This window comes from Macromonas nakdongensis, from assembly GCF_002837145.1.
GTDB lineage: Bacteria > Pseudomonadota > Gammaproteobacteria > Burkholderiales > Burkholderiaceae_C > Macromonas_B > Macromonas_B nakdongensis.
Genome location: NZ_NWMV01000042.1, coordinates 1 through 19,179, shown reverse-complemented (window position 1 = coordinate 19,179; position 19,179 = coordinate 1). Strand labels below are relative to the sequence as shown.

Sequence of the window (19,179 nt, the reverse complement as noted above, 5' to 3'; positions counted from 1 at the left end):
ATATGAAAAGTGTTGTGGGGCTCACGCTGAATTATAGAGATGCATTGAGAACAGAAAAATGCGTTGAGAGTTTATTGGATGATGGTGTTGACCATGTGTTGATTTTTGATAACTCTGAGGATCAAGGTGTCTCTGCTGGAGAAGTTAAAGAAATTTTCTCTTTAAATGAGAAGGTCAGTGTTGTGATAAGTGAGAGAAATTTGGGGTTTTCGGCTGGTGTTAACCGGGGTAGAGAGTGGATTCAGCAGAATCATCCAGGCTCTTGGATTTTATTGATAAATAATGATGCAGTTGTCGTTAAGGGGGCGATTGCCAAAATGTTGAGGCCTCTGGAGGAGGATCGATCGATTATTGTCTCTTGTCCATCTATCGATCATAATGGTGCTGTTTTGGGGGAAGTTTATTATCAAAAGTATTTTGGATTGTATTTGAGGAAGAAATGGTTGGGTAGTTTTGGATATCCTAGCGGCTGCTGTCAACTCCTTGCGACAGAGCGTCTTTCTTCAAAATGGTTTGATGAAGATTTTTTTATGTATGGTGAGGATGTTGAGTTTGGACTAAGGCTTGGAATAGGGAAAATTGCTTTTGTTGATTCAGCTAGAGTTCTTCATGAAGTTGGGGCAAGTAGCGTGCCAGGATCCGATTTTTATGAAAAAAAAATCATTGGCTCTCATCTTTTACTTCATAAGAAGATGTTTGAATCTGGATTTATAGCAGAGATGGTCTATTTTTTGAAATTGACTGCACTGCTTTTGCGATCAGTAACCAGGGCGATTCGCCATAGTAGTCTTTCATTTATATCTGCATATTTCTCGGTTGTTGCGGGTGATAAATTTGGTGGTTGATTGAGTTTGGATGCTGCTTGATAAGGGGCTCTTTGTTTTTTGCAATCTGGATTCAATCGATTTCGGGTTTTTTAAATAAGAAAAATGGCTCATTTGGATTGACGCCGATTTTTTTGTGGTTTGTGTTTGATAATATATTGTTGTGTTGGCTTACTGCTGAGATTAAGCCGTGAGTCGAGAGAATTTGGAAAATATCAGACCCAAAAAGACGAACATGATCATTTTGGCCGTAGGCTTGTAGACGCGCCTCTTCAGTGTCAATCCCTTTGTCTTCCCATGTAGATATTAATTTCTTGCAAAATGGTGTTTGAATAATCGCATGGCCGCCAGGTTTGATTACGCGTGTTATTTCTTTAATTGCGCGATCTGCATCGAATACGTGCTCCAGAACATGATTGGCTATTAGAAGATCAAACTGGGAGTCCTTGAAAGGCATGCTAAGCATGTCAACTTTTATGATATCTGGACTATGCGGGTACAGGTCACATCCAATGTACTCGTCTGGAGAGCTTGCTCGAATAATCCGACTCAAATGCTTTTCTGGAGCGAAATGCAAGATTTTCTTTCCGGTAAGATCCGGAAGAAAACCTGATGCAGTCATATACATGAAAATATGACGTTCGCGATCATGGCATCCACACCAAGGGCATGAAAACGCCTCGACATTACTGCCAATGCATTCAAGTGCATCTGTAAGTTTGGAGACTCCAGCATGCGCGTAAGGTAAAAACCCGCCTGAATATCGTTTACAAATTACGCAGTAATGGCGCTTGAATGGAGTGAGCCGATAAAACAACCCTAAAGCAATAACTTTTGGGTTGATTTTAAGGATTCGTTTAATATTCATCGTGGATACAATATCTTCATTGGGTTTCCGGTTAATTTTTTGTATATTCTAGAGGCTACTATGGTTGAACATCTACGAATTATAGCGCTGATGGCTTGGGCCAAAATTATGATTTTTCCTGAAGGGGCATTCTTAAGAATGCGAGGTAGCCAGTAGGAGAGGGGTGATAAAGATTTTTGGAGAATCGCTTGGAAAAAAATTGTTCGAAGAAACTCTGCCATGCCAGCGCTGATTTCGCTATTGGTTGCGTATGGATATTTAACTGAGCTGAGAGTTGCCCAGTAGAGTTCGCGAATGTAGTTTCCTGAGTGAGTTATTATGGAGGTTCTTGATGATACTCGATAGGTCGTTAGGGGTTGATTTAGAAAGCCCAATCTTCCATGTGATGCTAGATTAATGTGGATGCTGTAATCTAGCATATTGCAACTTGGGTGTACTAAAAATTTTTTTAAATTACCTCGATATAAGAGGGGGCTGTGGTTAAGAAAATTTCCTCGACGAATAAGCTCATGCGTACTTATGCGGCTATATTTGTAATTTGTAAACAAGCCGGCGGCGGAGCCATCGTCATTAATGCAAAAAGCATTGGTGTAGACAGCAGGGCAATCAGTGTAATTTTCCAGAAATGAAATTTGCGCAGCAATTTTCCCTGGTAACCAAAAATCATCGCCGTCTAAATGCGCGATGTACTGGCCACGTGCTTCTTGGATTAAATAATTTAAATTTTTTGTAGCGCCTTTATTTTTGATATTTCGAATGTGACGGATAACTCCCGGATTGAGGTTCGCAATTTCATTGACGATTTTCGTGGTTTCATCGTTGGATGAGTCGTCTCCTACTAAGATTTCAAGTGATGCACACTCGGTCTGCATTAGAACACTATTAAGACATGCGCGTATGTATCGTTCGTGGTTGTAGGTGGTAACGCAGACACTCACTAGGGGCTTAGACATTATTTTGGTTTCTCGCAATCGAAAATTCTTTCAAGATGTACTGGCAAGTATGTCTGCCAGATAATATTCCTCCGAAACCAGCTAGAACCATTGAGCATGTGATCCATACCAGAGCAAGTGGGGTCCAGAGTCCATCGGGCATGAAGAGTGATGAAAGCAAAAGAAGACTGGCAATCGCAATAGTCGGCGGAATAATATCTAAAAATAACCATCGCCATTGAAGATAAGGTATAAATTTTTTGTGAACAATTGGTGACCAAGCAAGTAAAAAAAGCATATTTGTAGTAAAAAATGTGAATGCTGCTCCAGTGGCGCCAAAGTTTGGAGTAACGATTAATAGGGTTGGTATTGATATGAAGAGTAAGATGCTGCTGCCAATCGCATGTAATTTCAATTTACCATGTGCGAGCTGAAGCATAAATGGCATCAGCATGGTCCCCATTGTCGAGTTGGCTAATCCGTACCAAAAAAGTACTGGTGAAATTGAGTTGATCAGTTCCTTTTTTCCTGTCCAGATGTAAATAATTTCTTCGGAAAATATGGCGGCAGAAATTCCCAATGTGAAGAAACCTATGGCGCTGAACTGACTTGATAAGCGATAAAGCTGAATAAATTCTTTAAGCTCTGATTTGGCTAACAAATAGTTCAGGCGTGGCTGAATAACTTGATTCATTGGCGCGATGAGTACAAAAACACCACTTGCAACTGCAGTTGCGAGGGTGAGGTGGCCATAATTATTTAGGCTAAGAATACCCGATAGTATAAATTTGTCTGTTTGCGTCTGCAGAATCCAAATGCCATTAAGAAATGCCATGCTGCTCACCATGGGGATGGTCTCCCTGAGTGATAATAATAATTGCCGGCTTTTCTTCAGTTTGGGGAGGTAATCATGGGAGGATATGCTGAAGGCAGCTAACTCTAAAGCGCTTGTGAATAGTTGAAAGATAAGAAAACTTTCGGGTGTGGTCGATATAAATATAAAAATTGGTATTGGGCCGATGAAGCGAAGGGTTGCAAATATGGCTGACAATTTGTTGATTTTCTGCTGTTCTTCAAGGCCTGCCAAAATGCCTCTATACATACCACTCAACCAGCGAAGTGCACTGGTGCATCCGATTAGTGATAAATATGTGGAAATGCTCGAGGTTGAAAATTTTTCTGTGCTTATCCAGTAGGCTGCGATTAAGTCGCTGCACAACCAGGTTGCTAAAGTAATGACCAAGGCTAGTGTTCTAATGATCCACTTTATGGATTGCACTCGCGCAATAGCTGTTTGTGGCGATAGTTCTTTAGCGCGCATTCTTGCTATTTCGCGTGAGAGCGTTGGTGTCAGGCCCATGTCAAGAAGCTGTATGAGTGACTGGGCCAATAGAAATATGCCTACTAATCCGAAGGCTTCTGGGCTGAGGTAGTTCAGATAGACGGGCATCAATATGATGCCCAATAGGTTGATGTAGGCCTGTACAAGTATGGATGTACTTATTTGGGTTTTCAATTTTTCCCCGCGTGCGTGATCTTATCTTAAGATCTGATATTCTGAGTGATATTTTTCAATTCATTTGTGAATTCTTTTTCAATTTCAAGAAGGTTTTGATTCCTGTTCATGATTTTTTTTGCCGGGTTGCCTGCGTACATGCAAAATTGATCGCAGTCTTTTTTTATTAAACTTAGTGCTCCGATAGCTGCGCCTTCTAAAATTTTGACGCCAGGCAATATGATGCTTCCGCTGCCTATGATGACATGCTTCCCTATATATACGGGTGCATGCTTTACATTCGTGAATTTAGAGGGGACCATTGGATTGGTCATCGCGAATCCACTGTAATCATCATTGCTTGAGTAGATGGAGACTCGTGATGATATATTGCTGTAATGATCGAGATGAACTCGACCATGGCCTATAATTGAGGAATATACAGCTATGTGTACATAGTCTCCTATTTCGATGCCATCAATGCCTGCTGATAAAATGCAAAAATCATCGATTCGAACATGATTTCCCAAATGAATTTTTGAGGCTCCATAGAACTGGGCATGTTCGGATATTCGTACGTTTTCTCCGACGGAGGCAAATCCAATTTTTGCGATCTTTTTTTTGGTCAACATTTTGTCTATATGAATTTTATGTTTTTAGAATGAGGTTTATGATTCTTTCTTGATCGTTGTGGGTGAGATTTGGAAATATTGGGAGGCAGAGAATTTGCTCTGCTGCTTTTGTTGCAATTGGAAGATTGTTTTGCTTCGATGATGGAAGTCCGCGGTACATTGGAAAGTTTGAAATTAGGGGGAAAAAGTATCGTCTAGCATGAATTCCATTTTTCTTGAGTATCCCATAAACTTCGTCTCTGCTGGATTGATTTTCAGCGGTTACGAATAAAGGAAAATACGAGTAGTTATTGCGGGCGCTGATGGGTTGAATTTGGATGCTCACCCCATTGAATTCTGAAAGTGACTTTCTATATCTTTCGTGAATTTCTTTTCGCGCTTCAAGTGCATGTTTGATGTGCTTGAGCTGCGCTAAACCCACAGCGGCTTGGAATTCATTCATCTTGCCGTTGATGCCAGGTGCGACCACCGTAACTTCATCAGCAAAACCAAAATTCTTCAGGTGGTCGATGCGCTTCTTGGTTTTTTCGTCCGGGCTGATGATCGCACCACCTTCGAAGGTTGTAAAAACCTTGGTGGCGTGAAAACTGAGAATCGACAGGTCACCATGACGTAGTATGCTGCCTCCTTCATCCTCGACACCGAAGGCGTGGGCGGCGTCGTAGATAACTTTGAGGCCGTAGGTGTCAGCTATTTTCTGAATGCGTTTTGTGTCACAAGGGCATCCGTAGACATGAACCGGAAGAATGGCTGTTGTTTGAGGCGTGATAGCGGCTTCGATCTTATCTGGGTCTAGATTCAGCGTTTGTGGGTCAATGTCCACGAAGACCGGCTTGATGCCATTCCAGAGCAAGGAATGGGCGGTTGCGACGAAGCTGTAGGGAGTGGTGATGACTTCGCCAGTAATGCGAAGTGCTTGTAACGCAGTGACTAGGGCAAGTGTGCCGTTGGCGAAGAGGGATATATGCTCCACGCCCAGGTAGTCACACAAGGCTTGTTCGAGTCTGACATGGAACGGGCCGCCATTGGTGAGTTGATGATTCGCCCAGATCTGCTCTAGATAGGGAATAACCTCTTCCAGTGGAGGGAGGTGGGGCTGCGTGACGTAGATGGGTTTCGAGTCAGAGTTGCTCATGCGTTACTCCTGTGGTTTTGAGGTGGCCACAATCTGTACCGGATCGCAAAGCACACCTAGATGGACGTTGTTGGGTGGGGCAGGCTTTCCATTACAAGGATTGTGGATATTGACGCCCAGCCCTTTGAACTTAGAGCCAGCCGCGTTGCGAGTGACGAAGGTCAGACGGTGCTTTTGCGTGGTTGTGGCGAATATTGAGTCGCGGATCCTGCGTATATCGGGAGCATGCATGTCGGTACACAACAACGCAGTGTCGATTGTGAAGGGGGATTTCGAGGTTTTAATGCATCCAATTCGTACTGTCGAACGGGTCCATGCGGTCAGCTGAAATCCGCAGCTTCAGGACATCGTCGATACGGTGGTTATGGTCACGGCGCGTCCTGGGTGTTGATTTTGTTGCATGTTATGAGTGCAGTCAGGCCAATGCAAGCTGTCCGCCAAGCTTAAAGCCGCAAATCCGCCTCGTCCGCCGCAAACAGGTTTTTCACGTCGAACAGCGTGTGCACCGGTTTGCCCAGGGCGCGGATGGTGGCGATACCCATGTTTTTGAAGGCTTGGTGGGCCACGGCCAGCACCACGCCGTCGTAGGTGCCGGGGGTGGGGGCCGCTAGCAAGGGGTAGGGGGTGGGGGCTTCGCTGCTGAGGTCGGCCACGGGGTCGAACACATCCACCGCAATGTCGTGCTCGCGCAGTTCGTCCACGATGTCTACCACGCGGGTGTTGCGCACGTCGGAGCAATTCTCTTTGAACGTGAGGCCCATGACCAGCACGCGCGCACCCTGGATGGCGATTTTCTGTTTGATCATTCCCTTGATGAGCTGCCGGGCCACGTGCCGGCCCATGCCGTCGTTGACGCGGCGGCCCGAAAGGATGACTTCGGGGTGGAACCCCACGCTTTGCGCTTTGTGGGTGAGGTAGTACGGGTCCACCCCAATGCAGTGGCCGCCCACCAGCCCAGGGCGGAATGGCAGGAAGTTCCACTTGGTGCCGGCGGCGTCAAGCACGGCCTGGGTGTCCAGGCCCAGGCGGTTGAACAGCATGGCCAGTTCGTTCACCAGGGCGATGTTGATGTCGCGTTGGGTGTTTTCAATGACCTTGGCGGCCTCGGCCACCTGAATGGACGCCGCCCGGTAGGTGCCGGGCTGTACCACGGTGCGGTAGAGCGCGTCCACGCGGTCCAGGGCTTCGGCGTTAGAGCCCGAAATGACCTTGACCACGTTGGTGAGCCGGTGGGTGCGGTCGCCGGGGTTGATGCGTTCGGGGCTGTAGCCGACGTGAAAGTCCACGTTCAGGCGCAGGCCAGAGAGCCGTTCCAGCAGGGGAACGCAGTCTTCCTCGGTGCAGCCGGGGTAAACGGTGGATTCGTACACCACCAGGTCGCCGCGTTTGAGCACGCCGGCGATGGTGCGCGTGGCGGCCAGCAGGGGGGATAGGTCGGGCCGCTTGAAGTCGTCCACCGGCGTGGGCACGGTGACGATGAACACGTTGCAGGCTGCGAGGTCGGCCGCTTGGTCGGTGAAGCGCAGTTGCTGGGCCGCAGTGATTTCCGTCGTGTCCATTTCACGGGAGGCATCCACCCCCGCGCGCAGTTGCTGGATGCGCAGGGGGTTGATGTCGAACCCGACCGTGGGCAGGTGCTTGCCGAATTCCACCGCCAGCGGCAGGCCGACGTAACCTAGGCCGATGATGGCGGGGTGGGTGAGGGGCAAATGGTGACCTTTAATCTTGTGAGATTTTCAAGGAGTGACGGTGCAAGCCATAGTGTAAGCAGTACCTGCAATCGTACACTGAGTTGGGAGAACTGTCGGAGAAGTGCCGCTGGTTGAGCAGACGATTTTTGAGTCAGCGATTGATGTGCAGGTTTTGCTACCGCCGCTTCCAACCTCTATTTTGAGGCCAGTTGGTTTTGCAGCAGTTGAGCCGACATTGAATTCATATGCAGTGGTGCAGTTAAACTCTTTATCGTTCTTTTTGGTGCAGGTGTAAGGCGAAATGATTTCAGGTGTGTTGCAGAATTTTGGAGTGCTGGTGTTGAATTTTATTTCGGCTATTTTTATTGAGCAAGGGGTGCTGACGCAATCTATGGCGGTATATGCTGTCGTGCTTTGAGCATTCCCGAGTTCATCTTCAAACAGACCGGAGGCGCCGTTGCAGGTAAATGTTTTCTTGACACCATTACAATCGCCGGAGGAGCTGGTGGAGTAAAAATCCCTTGTTGCACCAGGATTGTAAGTAATGCCGGCAACTGTGCAGCTGCTAGATCCAGTCGGTGTGCATTCTCTGTATTGGAATGTGCCTGAAAGTGTTCCGTTAGAGCAAACACGGTTTTGGGTTGTGCAGGTGGCTGCAGTAGGGAATTCATAAGCATTAATATTGCTGCCAGAGGCAATGATTCCCAAATAAGTTCCGCCATTGCATGGTTCGCTGCATGATTGATTTGTAAACGTACCCGAGAGTACAGCGTTGGTGCAAGTTCTGGTTTCACTGACAGTATTGCAGGATGACAGGGGGTTGGCGCTGCTGTAGGCAGTTACATTTCCGCCGTTTTCAATGACAGAACCCCAGGGGGCTGTGCACTTACCTGGTTCGCAATCGCCAGATGTTTTGTTCCAGATGCCTGCATTGCAAGTGAAGACGCCACTGCCTACCCCCCCTGCTGTATAAGTGACGGATGCTGTTCCCGCGTGGTTGGTGGGGGGGGCAGTGCCCTCGCATGAACCATCCTGAACCACCGTTTCAGCACAGTTCGCGCTGCATGTACTTGTGCCCTTGACCAAAGTGCCGTTTGTGCAAGTCCATTGACCACTGCCGGCGCCACCTGAGGTGTATGAAATGGTCAAAACTTGCCCGTTGGTTGTTGCTGAGGCTGTGCCGATGCATGCATCGTCATTTACGGTCTGACTCGGGCAACCCCCGCTGGTGACAATACCGGGGTCAGACATGAGAATTCCTGCTGAAGCAGGATCAACCCATGCGACACTGGTTGCAAAAACGACCGATTCTGTCGTGTTGATAGACAGGGTCCACGAAACGGTAACTTTTACATCTATGAACGTGTAGGGGCTTGTGTAGCTGGTGACTTCGGTTAAGCGAAGAAAATTTGCGCCATCTCTGCTGAAACTCTCACCCCCAGATGGCCCAAAAATACCTGGCGTGCTGTCATTCGCCGTGGTGTCAACAGCAGCTATGGCCGAATAACCGGCGGAGCTGATAAAGCCCCGCAGCTCTTCCATGCGTTCTTGGGCTATAGCGGTGGCAATGGAGCGTTGCTTGGCTACCGCGCCATTGAAAAAAAGTTGAGATTGAAATTTGATGATGCCAACCACACCGAGTGCCACAATGGTGATGGCAACGAGGGCTTCAATGAGGGTTATCCCGTGGGATTTATGACTGATCATTGAAAATCCCTCCAAGTGCCAGGAACTCTGGCGAAAATGGCTGCCCCCTCTGTGACGATGGATTCCCAATCGTTGGTGAAGGCGCTGTTTCTGATAATGGTGTTGGCGTTAAATTTCGTAATGCTGCCTTCGGCTGCAATGGTTCCTGTCAAGTCTACAGATCCACCACCGTGAAGCTCACAATTGGAAGTGGTTTCGTAATAGACTAGTGCGTGAAAATCCCCAGGTGCCAGCTTGAGGCAGTCCGCTGAGCTGTCCACGTAGATAATTACTGGCTGTGAGCTGGTTCCTTGGGCTGGAATTTTGGCAGGAGCGTTTGATCCGTTGTAGTAGACAAATCCGGGGACTGAAGCTGCAGCAAATGTTTGCACCATCTGTTCAGTCAGTTTTCCGTTGGGAAATAGCGTATCCCATACGGTTGCAGTTGGGGTATTGAGGAAGCTTCTACCGCCTCCATGCGGTTTCATGTGTGAGCTGCCTAATGGCAAGCAAGACTCCGCGGCTGCGGAGTCAGTAGGTGTAGGTTGCAGTGAAACCAATGCGACGCCTGTTGTGCCAGTACCTGTTGCGCAATCGGGTGCACCGCCAGCCCCTGAAATATCTTCACTTCCGCTGCTAACATTCGCTGGACAAATATCTGGATTTCCGGTAACGCCAGTTAAACATTGCTTGACGATGAGAGGGCTGTCTGCCAATCCGCCAGAGCCCGTTGGGCCTGCTGGTATTGAAACAACTTGTTCTACTCTTGCACTTCCTCCCATTGTGTCGGAAGAGGCTGAGGTTGCTGAAATTTTTAAAAAAGCAATGTCTGAAATGGTGCTTATGGTTTGGGTGTATTGAATGTTTACGGTGTAATTGATGCTGCCCATTTGAATTGCCAAACTGGTTGGCATATTGAGGTTGCATGGAGAGCTTGCATTGATGAATCGTGAGTTGCCAGCGGGCGCTGACCAAGCCAAGGAATATATGCTGTAAACATTGGTTGGTGTGGTGTTCTCTTTGCAAGTTGTCGTGTTGCTTCCAGACCAGTTCTCAATATTAGGGCTGCTGGAGCGAGATTGCAGCCATGCCACTCCACGTTCCAATCCTAGCTGAGCCGCTTCAAAAGCTTGGGTTGATCTGTATTGGTTGGTGGAGATATTTTGTTCAAAAATAAGAAATCTTGATGAGTACAGCGTGACCAAGGTCAGTAGCGTCAAAAAGACTATTGAAATAAATACGGTTGCCACGCCGCGCTGCTTGCCTGGCAAGTGTGTGAGGCTGAGAGTTTTGTGCATCGTACAACCTTAGGAGAATGAATCGTTTCTAATTTTGACTGTTTCAATCAGTGTTTTTGTCGTTGCGGGGCTCTTGATGAGTGCGCCTGTGATTGAGATTTTCACCATGTTGATTTTAATTTTTTCGGATACGCCTGATATGGTTATCGAGTGGCTTGAAGGCGCTGTGCTGGTGCAAGTGTCATTGGTTGGGTCTGAATCGCCCTGTGTGTCTACGTAGCAAAAATTTAAATTGGTAATGCTGGTCGAATAGTCGTCACTAACTTTTTCTGCGGCAGCAGACCCAATTTTGTGTCTGAGTGAGCCGCTGGATAGATCGAATTCCCTTTGAATGCTTTCGTATGTGTATGTGATCTTGTCGCATCCGGACGTGGTGCAAGTGCCGCCAAGTGTCAATGCATTGGGTAGCAATGTTGAGGTGTTTGCTCCAAGGGAAGATTGAATAGAGGCCGTGTAATGAGCGCGACGAATGTCTCGAACCATCAGGTCCATGATGGCCCTTAAGTCTTGATTGAGTCTGGCAGCGTTGACGGCATCCCGGTTTGCCTTCAAATTGTTGACGGCAAATGTCGTGGCAGCTGCAAGCACGATGAGCCCCACGGTGAGGCCAATCATCAACTCAACCAGTGATACGCCCTTTTGTTTTTTTGAGTTCATGTTTTAGCTGCATTCCGGTATGCCGGGTACGGATCCGGCTTTGACGCATTCCCTGACTCGACCGGTTGAGTTTAGCTGCACCTCAACGATTTTGCCTTTTTTTGTGAAAGTAATGGTCGATGAGGTTGAAAAACTTCCATTCCTGGGTTCAAAGAATTGGGTGGTTGCGCTTGCAGTCAAAGTAGTGGCTTGTGTGGTTTCGGGATAGTCGGAAATAATTTTTTTTGCTATATCGCATGTGGTCGTTGCGTCTGTACAGTTGCATGTGGGTAAGGTGCTTGCTGCATAGCAAGTAGTGCTTGCACTGATGTAAATACGTTCATTTCTTTTTATGGATTCAAACTTTGCATTGTTTAGCGTTTGCAAAGCTGTTTCGGCTGCGCCTTTGATGGTGGCGTTGTCTCTAAAATTGGTTAATAGGGGTAGTCCTATCGATGTAAGTATGCCTAGTATGCCTAGCGCAATCATTAACTCAATGATTGTGAATCCAAATTGCGATTTGTATGGTTTCACTTTTTGTTCCAGCAAACATTGGTTGGGCCGAATGTTTCGGTGATGCCGCTGATGGTGAGCGTTATGGTTGAGCAGGTCGTGTCTCTGGCTTGAGAGTCTCTGGGGCTCGCTGTAATGACATAGCCTGTGCTGGTTGGGCTGGTTACGGCAATGTCGTAATACCGTTCAGGAGAGATTGTGGCGTAGGGAAGTGCGGGAGTTGTGGATTCGTTTCCATACGTTGTATTCGTCGCACGGAACCTAGCTTGGTCTTGCTGTATGCGCAGGATGGTGTTGTGTGCATCGGCTCTTCGTGAGCGAAGAATGTAGTCGGTGTATCTTGGAATTGCAATTGAAGCAATTATACCAATTGCCGAAATCACAATCATCATTTCGATCAATGTAAAGCCGATCTGGGGCTGAGCTACCTTTTTCATGCCTCAATACTACGCCGAGTGAGTGTCCTCTGTGTGAGGATCAGACGTGCGTGCTCTAAGTGTCGATGGACGGTCAAAAGTTGTGTGTCAGCACAAAGGATAGCCGGTGAAGCGGGCCTCTCCTGTGGGTGTGCATGTTCGGATGCGTCCTAAGCCACTCACTACTACCCTCAGTTGTTTTCCGTTGCTTGCAGTCAGTGTGACACTGCCCGCAGTGACCGTGCCGCGACGTGGTTGAAATGAGAATCGATTGCCTGAAACGCTTGGCAAGATGCGCACACCAGGGTATTGATGATGCCGTCTGACTTGCTCCAGATTGTCGATAGAACATGAGGTGGGCACTGTGCAGTCGCAGGAAATGTCGATGCTGTATCCGTAACACCACGTGTCGCCGTTGGTTCGGAAGTTGACGGAAAAGCCCGCTTGTCTTTTTACGGACTCGCTTTGCGCATGACGAAGTTCGGAGGTCAGGGCCTCTGCCGCACCTTTTAGCTGCATATTTTGTTGCAGATGTTTCGCGATAGGGATTCCGATTGATGTGAGAATTGCCAATATGCTAAGGCTCATGAGTGCCTCAAGCAGCGTCAACCCCCGGCTGCGTGCGCCGAATGCGTGTTTCATGCCGAATTCCCCCTGAGTATTTATGGGGGAATTTTTAGCATTGCAGGGGGTTGGGGGCTATCCCCTGTTTGGGGGAGTGGGGGCGTTACAGGCTGGCCGTGCGGACGTGGAAAGGCAGACCCACGCGCTGGATGTGTGCCAGCAGTTCGGGGGAGTCGATCGTGTGCCGCAGCACCAGGTCCACTTTCCAGGGGAGCAGCAGGTCATCGATCTCGGCGTCCAGGTTCCAGAGTTCGTGCGGCGAGAGGCTGGGCGCGGTCAGACACAGGTCAATGTCTGACCCTGACCGGTGGTTCCCCTTGGCGCGGGAGCCGAACAGGACCACCTGTTCCACGCTGGGGTGATTTTGGAACACCTGTTGCAGGCGCAGCCAAGCCCCCTCTGGCAGGCCCGACTGAGGCAGCCAGGGTGTGGACTGGCAAGGGATGGGTGCCTTCACCGTGCAGCGGCCAGCGTTTGCATGTGCTGGTGAAAGGCGATAAACAGCGGGTGGTATTGCCCGCAGACGCGCTGGGCGATGTCGTCGGCCACGGCCTGGTTGTAGGTGTGAGAGGTTTGGTTGCGGCTTTTGATGGTTTCCATCCAACCTTCGCCGTCTTGAACCAAGCCTTGTTTGAACGCCTCGCGGATGGCGTCGCGCGAACCGGTGATGCCGGTGTGGCCCTGGTAGACGAAATAGTCTTTCATCACGTTCCAGGCCAGTTCGTGGGTGAATTCGAAGGCCTGGACGAGGCCTTGTTTTTCCAGGTCCGACAAGGACCGTTGCTGCGCCAGTTCGACGGCTTCGCTCAGACGTGCCAAGGCTTTGCCAAAGTTGGCCAAGCGCTGCTGCCAGCGAATGTCGTCAGAGGCGGTCATGCCAGCGCGCCTTCCTTGACCACCACCTCACCCCGCAGCGAATGCGGCAGCGCCTGGGTGATGGTCACGTCCAGCATCTGGCCGACCAGGCGGGTGCTCTGGGGGCCGGCGTCGAAGTTGACGATGCGGTTGCATTCGGTGCGGCCCATGAGTTCCTGCGGGTTTTTGCGGGACGGCCCGGTGACCAGGATGCGTTGCACGGTGCCCACGCGGCTGGCGCTGATGCGCTGCACGTTCTCTTCAATGACGGCTTGCAGGTGTTGCAGGCGCTTCAACTTCACCTCGTGCGGCGTGTCGTCCGCCAGGTTGGCGGCCGGGGTGCCGGGGCGCGGGCTGAAGATGAAGCTGAAGGACGTGTCGTAGCCCACGTCGGTGATGAGCTTCATCATTTTCTGGAAGTCTTCTTCCGTCTCGCCGGGGAAGCCGACGATGAAGTCGCTGCTCATGGACAGATCGGGCCGGATGGCGCGCAGCTTGCGGATGGTGCTTTTGTATTCCATCGCGGTGTAGCCGCGCTTCATGGCCATGAGGATTTTGTCCGATCCATGCTGCACGGGCAGGTGCAGGTGGCTGACCAGTTTGGGAATCTTGGCGTAGGCCTCGATCAGGCGGGGCGTGAATTCGTTGGGGTGGCTGGTGGTGTAGCGGATGCGCTCGATGCCGGGGATGTCGGCCACGTATTCCAGCAGCAGGGCGAAATCGGCGATTTCGTCGGTATCGCCCATCTTGCCGCGGTAGGCGTTCACGTTCTGACCCAGCAGCGTGACTTCCTTGACGCCCTGGTCGGCCAGGCCGGCCACTTCCACCAGCACCTCTTCAAACGGGCGGCTGAATTCCTCGCCCCGGGTGTAGGGCACCACGCAGTAGCTGCAGTATTTGCTGCAGCCTTCCATGATGCTGACGAAGGCGCTGGCGCCGTCCACCTTGGCTGGGGGCAGGTGGTCGAATTTTTCGATTTCGGGGAAGGAAATGTCCACCTGCGGGCGGGCCTGGGCCTGGCGTTCTTCCAGCAACTGCGGCAGGCGGTGCAGGGTTTGCGGGCCAAACACCACGTCCACGAACGGGGCGCGTTTGATGATTTCTTCGCCCTCCTGGCTGGCCACGCAGCCGCCCACGCCAATGAGCACGCCTTTTTGCTTGAGGTGTTTGACGCGGCCCAGGTCGCTGAACACTTTTTCTTGCGCCTTTTCGCGCACCGAGCAGGTGTTGAACAGGATGAGGTCGGCTTCGTCCACGTTCTGGGTGGGTTCGTAGCCCTGGGCGGCGCCCAGCACGTCGGCCATTTTGTCCGAGTCGTACTCGTTCATCTGGCAGCCGAAGGTTTTGATGAAGACTTTTTTGCTCATGGCGGTGCAGCGGCGCTGGTGTAGACCCAGGGGCTGGTGGAAGGTGGAAAACCTTTGATTTTAAAGGCTTGGCTGGCTGGGCGGGGCTGGTCTACACTGCGGTTGCAGGAACACACCACAGGGAGAAAACGATGACCGCACAGGCCGCCATGAGACGTTTCATCGCGCCGCAGGAATACCTGGACGGCGAATTGCACAGCGAAGTCCGCCACGAGTACGTGGACGGGCAGGTGTATGCCATGGTGGGGGCGAGCCGGGCGCATGGGCGCATCGTGAACGCGGTGGCGTATGCGCTCACCCCGAAAGCCCGGCAGAAGGGCTGTCAGCTGTTCACGTCGGACATGAAGGTGCGGCTGGATTTTGCCGGGCAGGAGGTGTACTACTACCCGGACCTGGTGCTGGTGTGCGACCCCGCAGACGCCGCCACCTACTACACCGAACGCCCGTGCCTGATCGTGGAGGTGCTGTCAGAAAGCACCGAGCGCATCGACCGCCGCGAAAAGCTGCTGGCCTACCAGAAGCTGCCCAGCCTGGAGGCCTACCTGCTGGTGGCGCAGGACGCGCGCCGGGTGGAGGTGTTCCGCCGCGCCACCGGCTGGCGCCACGAGCTGCACACCGAAGGCGCCATTGAACTGCCGTGCCTGGACAGCCCCTTGGCGCTGGACGACGTTTACGTGGACGTGGGTTTGTGACCTTGTAGACGTTGTTGGGTTTGCAGCAACAGGCGTTGGGCCGACGTCACCAGCATGGGCACTTGCTCGTGGGCGGTGTTCAGGGCATCGCTCAGCACTGCGGGGTCGCGAATGTATTCGTGGACCATTTTGTTGCGCATTTGTCGCATGTCCAGCCAAGCACTGGCGCTGGGCAGCCAGCCCCACTTTTCGGCGAGGTTGAGGTTGTCAATGACCGGCCCGGGCATTTGCCCCACGAAGCGCAGCAGCGCTGGCAGCAGTTTGTCGCCGGTGGTATCTTGCAGGCGCCCAAAGCGGGCGACGAATGCGTCCAGCTTTTCGGACTCTGTGGGGTCGTGTGCCAACCCCATGACCCGCTGGGCGTCGAAGGGTTGCGCAAACAAGCGTCCATCGGTGACAAGCAGGTGTTGGATTTCCAGTGTCACCACCTCACACAGGTGACGCAAGCGTTCGGTGGCGTCGCTCACAGCAGCTGGCCTTCGGCGTGCGCAATGCGGTGAATGGGCAGCTGCAGCAGGTTGGGCGCTTCCAGTACCACGTCGATGCGTTGATCGCCCAGGGCCAGTTGCAGCCGCGTGGCGAGCTGCGCAGGCAGTAGGGCTGGGCGCTCCACCGGCAAGGGGGAGGTGACGAGCAGGTCGATGTCGCCACCCAGCCCCGTGTCGTCCAAGCGGGAGCCGAACAGCCGCACCTGGGCCTGGGCGCCAAACAGATCGGTCGTGTGGCGTTTGATCAAAGCGGTTTGCTGGGGAGACAGGCGCATGGGGAAATTCTCGCACGGCCCGTCGGTTCAGTGGCGCATTTGTCGCAGCACGGCTTTTTCCAGTTCGAGCAGCACCAGCACCGCCGCACCAATGCCACAGGCCAACGCCAGGTGGACCCCGGGCAGGGCCTGGGTGTGGAACAGCGCCTGCATGAAGGGCACGTAGGTGAACAGACTTTGCAGCACCGCCACGGCCCCCACGGCGGCCAGCACGCGCGGGGTGCCGCGCACGCCCTGCCAGTGGAAGGACGGGTTTTTGAGGTAGCGCACACTGAACAGGTAGCACACCTCCATGGCCACCAGGGTGTTGACGGCCAGGGTGCGGGCGTGTTCCACGCCGTGGCCCTGCTGCAGGGCCCATTGGTAGGCGCCAAAAATGCCTGCGGTGAACAGGCCCGACACCAGCAGCACCCGCCACACGACAAAGGCGCTGAGCATGGGCTCGTGCGGCGGGCGGGGGGCGCGGTGCATCACGTCGCGCTCGGTGGGCTCGAAGGCCAGCACCATGGCCAGGGCGATGGAGCTGACCATGTTGACCCACAGGATTTGCACCGGCGCGATGGGCAGGGCCAGTCCCAGCAGCACCGCCACCAGCAGCGACAGGGATTCGCCACCGTTGATGGGCAGCAGGAAGGTGACGGTTTTGCGCAGGTTGTCGTAGACGGTGCGGCCTTCTTCCACCGCCTGGGCGATGGAGGCGAAGTTGTCGTCGGCCAGCACGATGGCGCCGGCCTGCTTGGCCGCTTCGGTGCCTTTCTGACCCATGGCCACGCCGACGTCGGCCTGCTTGAGCGCGGGGGCGTCGTTCACGCCGTCGCCGGTCATGGCCACCACCTCGCCCTGGGCTTGCAGGGCGCGCACCAGGCGCAATTTGTGTTCGGGGCTGGCGCGGGCGAACACGTCCACGGTTTGCACGGCTTGCTGCAGGGTGGCGTCGTCCAGGGCTTCGATCTCGGGGCCGGTGAGGGTGCGCAGCCCGGGGCCCATGCCGAGCTGGCCGGCGATGGCGCTGGCGGTGACGGCGTGGTCGCCGGTGATCATCTTGATGCGGATGCCGGCCGCCTGGCAGCGTGCCACGGCGCGGATGGCTTCGTCGCGGGGCGGGTCGATGATGCCCACCAACCCGATGAGTGTGAGCCCCTGTGCCACGTGGGTGTGGTCCAGCCCCGGGCCGGCGGCGACGGTGCTGCGCGCCAGGGCCAGCACGCGGCGACCGGCCTGGGCCTGTTGTTCGATGGCCTGGAGCCAGTGGGCGCGGTCCAGCGGGGCCGGCTGCCCATCGGTCTGCAACTGCTGGTGGCACATGGCCAGCAGGCGTTCGGGCGCGCCCTTGACCCAGACCGTCCAGGTGCCGGGCGTGCCGTTGGCGTGGGCGGTGGCCATGTAGCGGTGCTCGGACTCGAACGGCACCACGCCCAGGCGCGGGCGTTCGGCCTGCAACTCGGGCGGGGCGATGCCGGCCTTCATGGCCAGGGTGAGCAGGGCGCCTTCGGTGGGGTCGCCGCTCAGGCGCCAGTGCCCGTCGTGGGGGTGCAGGGCGGCGTCGTTGCACAGGGCCGCGGCTTCGGCCAGGGCGAGCAGGGCAGGGGCTTCGCGGAACAGTTCGGCCGGCTGGTGGGCGTGGCCCTGGTGCCACAGGGCGCCCACGGGCGCGTAGCCAGCACCGTCAACGGTGAGGGTCTGGTCGGCCAGCACCACCTGCTGCACCGTCATTTCGTTGCGGGTGAGGGTGCCGGTTTTGTCGGAGCAGATGACGGTGACCGCGCCCAGCGTTTCCACCGCCGGCAGGCGCCGCACCACGGCGTGGCGGGCGGCCATGCGCTGCACGCCGATGGCCAGGGTGATGGACATGATGGCGGGCAGCCCTTCGGGAATGGCGGCCACGGACAGGCCCACGGCGGTCATGAACACCTCGCCCATGGGCATGCCGCGCACCAGCACGCCAAAGGCGAACAGCCCCAGTGCCGCGCCCAGCACCGCCAGCGTGAGGCTGCGGCCCAGGACGGCCATGTGCCGCACCAGGGGGGTGGTGGTCTGTTCCACCGAGGCCAGCAGCTTGCCGATGCGGCCCATTTCGGTGTGGGCGCCGGTGGCCACCACCACCGCCAGGCCTTGCCCTTGCGTGACCAGGGTGCCGGCGTGGCCCATGCCGCACCGGTCGCCCAGGGGCGCGTCGGCCGGGCTGGCGGCGGGTGATTTGTCCACCGGCACCGATTCGCCGGTGAGGGCCGATTCGTCCACCCGCAGGTGGTGGGTCTGCAGCCAGCGCACGTCGGCGGGCAGGCTGTCGCCCGAGGCCAGGGCGACCACGTCGCCCGGCACGAGGGCGGTGGCGTCGACGTCGTGCAGGCGGCCGTCGCGCCAGACGCGGGCTTGCGGCGCCAGCAGGTGGCGGATGGCGTCGAGCGCCTTTTCGGCCCGGCCCTCCTGCAGCACACCGATGCCGACGTTGAGCCCGACCACCGCGAGGATGACGGCCGCATCGACCCAGTGCCCCATGAAGGCGGTGGTGGCTGCCGCGGCCAGCAGCACGTAAATGAGCAGGTTGTGGAACTGGGCGGCGATGCGCCGCCACAGCGGTGGTGGGGCCACGCTGGCGAGGCGGTTGGGGCCGTGCTGGCGCAGCCGGTCGGCGGCTTGCCCACCGCTCAGACCTTGGACGCTGCTGTGCAGTTGCTGCAGGGCCTGTTCGCTGGCCAGGGCGTGCCAGGGGGGCGCAGGTGGTGCGGGGGCGGCGACGGTCACGCGCCGG

Annotated in this window: 20 protein-coding genes; 2 read left to right on the top strand and 18 right to left on the bottom strand. The window is 53.9% G+C overall.

All coding sequences use genetic code 11. From position 1 onward, the window contains the following. The first annotated feature begins 2 nt into the window (after positions 1 to 2). Positions 3 to 845 (top strand): glycosyltransferase family 2 protein, encoded by an 843-nt coding sequence (locus CON77_RS07025; protein ID WP_101048459.1) that lies wholly within the window; start codon positions 3 to 5, stop codon positions 843 to 845. 52 nt (positions 846 to 897) lie between these two features. Here the strand turns inward: CON77_RS07025 and CON77_RS07020 are convergent, their stop codons facing one another. The 15 genes from CON77_RS07020 to miaB all read right to left on the bottom strand — a co-directional run bounded on the left by CON77_RS07020 (position 898) and on the right by miaB (position 14,972). Then, complete coding sequence (locus CON77_RS07020; protein ID WP_101048458.1) at positions 898 to 1,692, bottom strand: class I SAM-dependent methyltransferase; 795 nt, start codon at positions 1,690 to 1,692, stop codon at positions 898 to 900. Next, entirely contained in the window at positions 1,689 to 2,645 is a 957-nt protein-coding gene (locus CON77_RS07015; RefSeq protein WP_101048457.1) for a glycosyltransferase family 2 protein, read from the bottom strand. The genes CON77_RS07020 and CON77_RS07015 overlap by 4 nt, the downstream gene beginning before the upstream one ends. Next, positions 2,638 to 4,074 carry a lipopolysaccharide biosynthesis protein gene (locus tag CON77_RS07010; RefSeq protein ID WP_232788433.1) on the bottom strand — a complete coding sequence of 479 codons (1,437 nt, stop codon included), beginning with the start codon at positions 4,072 to 4,074 and terminating at the stop codon, positions 2,638 to 2,640. The genes CON77_RS07015 and CON77_RS07010 overlap by 8 nt, the downstream gene beginning before the upstream one ends. A gap of 92 nt (positions 4,075 to 4,166) precedes the next feature. Next, entirely contained in the window at positions 4,167 to 4,751 is a 585-nt protein-coding gene (locus CON77_RS07005) for an acyltransferase (protein ID WP_101048455.1), read from the bottom strand. 16 nt (positions 4,752 to 4,767) lie between these two features. Then, complete coding sequence (locus CON77_RS07000) at positions 4,768 to 5,886, bottom strand: DegT/DnrJ/EryC1/StrS family aminotransferase (protein WP_101048454.1); 1,119 nt, start codon at positions 5,884 to 5,886, stop codon at positions 4,768 to 4,770. A 443-nt stretch (positions 5,887 to 6,329) separates the two neighbouring features. Continuing rightward, the gene (locus CON77_RS06995; RefSeq protein WP_198552292.1) at positions 6,330 to 7,595 is read right to left on the bottom strand and encodes a nucleotide sugar dehydrogenase; all 1,266 of its coding nucleotides are present in this window, start codon (positions 7,593 to 7,595) and stop codon (positions 6,330 to 6,332) included. Between the two features lie 27 nt (positions 7,596 to 7,622). Next, positions 7,623 to 9,284 (bottom strand): type IV pilus modification PilV family protein, encoded by a 1,662-nt coding sequence (locus CON77_RS15125; protein WP_157826869.1) that lies wholly within the window; start codon positions 9,282 to 9,284, stop codon positions 7,623 to 7,625. Beyond that, on the bottom strand, positions 9,281 to 10,561 hold the full coding sequence (locus CON77_RS15120; protein WP_157826868.1) for a PilX N-terminal domain-containing pilus assembly protein: 1,281 nt from the start codon (positions 10,559 to 10,561) through the stop codon (positions 9,281 to 9,283). Before CON77_RS15120 ends, CON77_RS15125 begins: the two co-directional genes overlap by 4 nt. A 9-nt stretch (positions 10,562 to 10,570) precedes the next feature. Next, positions 10,571 to 11,218: a PilW family protein gene (locus CON77_RS06990; protein WP_101048453.1), complete on the bottom strand. Its 648-nt coding sequence runs from the start codon at positions 11,216 to 11,218 to the stop codon at positions 10,571 to 10,573. Positions 11,219 to 11,221: 3 nt separating this feature from the next. Continuing rightward, the gene (locus CON77_RS06985; protein ID WP_157826867.1) at positions 11,222 to 11,731 is read right to left on the bottom strand and encodes a GspH/FimT family pseudopilin; all 510 of its coding nucleotides are present in this window, start codon (positions 11,729 to 11,731) and stop codon (positions 11,222 to 11,224) included. Continuing rightward, complete coding sequence (locus CON77_RS15505) at positions 11,728 to 12,147, bottom strand: type IV pilin protein (RefSeq protein WP_101048495.1); 420 nt, start codon at positions 12,145 to 12,147, stop codon at positions 11,728 to 11,730. The genes CON77_RS06985 and CON77_RS15505 overlap by 4 nt, the downstream gene beginning before the upstream one ends. Positions 12,148 to 12,234: 87 nt before the next feature. Further along, positions 12,235 to 12,768, bottom strand: coding sequence for a GspH/FimT family pseudopilin (locus CON77_RS06975; RefSeq protein ID WP_101048451.1), 534 nt, complete (start codon positions 12,766 to 12,768; stop codon positions 12,235 to 12,237). Between the two features lie 85 nt (positions 12,769 to 12,853). Continuing rightward, the gene (locus tag CON77_RS06970; protein ID WP_255408173.1) at positions 12,854 to 13,123 is read right to left on the bottom strand and encodes a nucleotidyltransferase domain-containing protein; all 270 of its coding nucleotides are present in this window, start codon (positions 13,121 to 13,123) and stop codon (positions 12,854 to 12,856) included. An 80-nt stretch (positions 13,124 to 13,203) separates the two neighbouring features. Beyond that, positions 13,204 to 13,626, bottom strand: coding sequence for a nucleotidyltransferase substrate binding protein (locus CON77_RS06965; RefSeq protein ID WP_101048450.1), 423 nt, complete (start codon positions 13,624 to 13,626; stop codon positions 13,204 to 13,206). Then, positions 13,623 to 14,972 carry a tRNA (N6-isopentenyl adenosine(37)-C2)-methylthiotransferase MiaB gene (miaB, locus tag CON77_RS06960; RefSeq protein ID WP_101048449.1) on the bottom strand — a complete coding sequence of 450 codons (1,350 nt, stop codon included), beginning with the start codon at positions 14,970 to 14,972 and terminating at the stop codon, positions 13,623 to 13,625. Before miaB ends, CON77_RS06965 begins: the two co-directional genes overlap by 4 nt. Before the next feature lie 149 nt (positions 14,973 to 15,121). Between miaB and CON77_RS06955 the strand changes: the two genes are divergently transcribed. Further along, complete coding sequence (locus CON77_RS06955; protein WP_232788432.1) at positions 15,122 to 15,664, top strand: Uma2 family endonuclease; 543 nt, start codon at positions 15,122 to 15,124, stop codon at positions 15,662 to 15,664. Here CON77_RS06955 and CON77_RS06950 read toward each other — a convergent pair. The 3 genes from CON77_RS06950 to CON77_RS06940 are packed head-to-tail and all read right to left on the bottom strand — an operon-like array spanning position 15,643 to position 19,172. Beyond that, complete coding sequence (locus CON77_RS06950) at positions 15,643 to 16,131, bottom strand: hypothetical protein (RefSeq protein ID WP_101048447.1); 489 nt, start codon at positions 16,129 to 16,131, stop codon at positions 15,643 to 15,645. The two genes, CON77_RS06955 and CON77_RS06950, sit on opposite strands and share 22 nt — an antisense overlap. Continuing rightward, positions 16,128 to 16,427, bottom strand: coding sequence for a nucleotidyltransferase domain-containing protein (locus tag CON77_RS06945; RefSeq protein ID WP_157826866.1), 300 nt, complete (start codon positions 16,425 to 16,427; stop codon positions 16,128 to 16,130). Before CON77_RS06945 ends, CON77_RS06950 begins: the two co-directional genes overlap by 4 nt. 27 nt (positions 16,428 to 16,454) lie before the next feature. Continuing rightward, on the bottom strand, positions 16,455 to 19,172 hold the full coding sequence (locus CON77_RS06940; RefSeq protein WP_101048492.1) for a cation-translocating P-type ATPase: 2,718 nt from the start codon (positions 19,170 to 19,172) through the stop codon (positions 16,455 to 16,457). Positions 19,173 to 19,179: the final 7 nt, after the last annotated feature.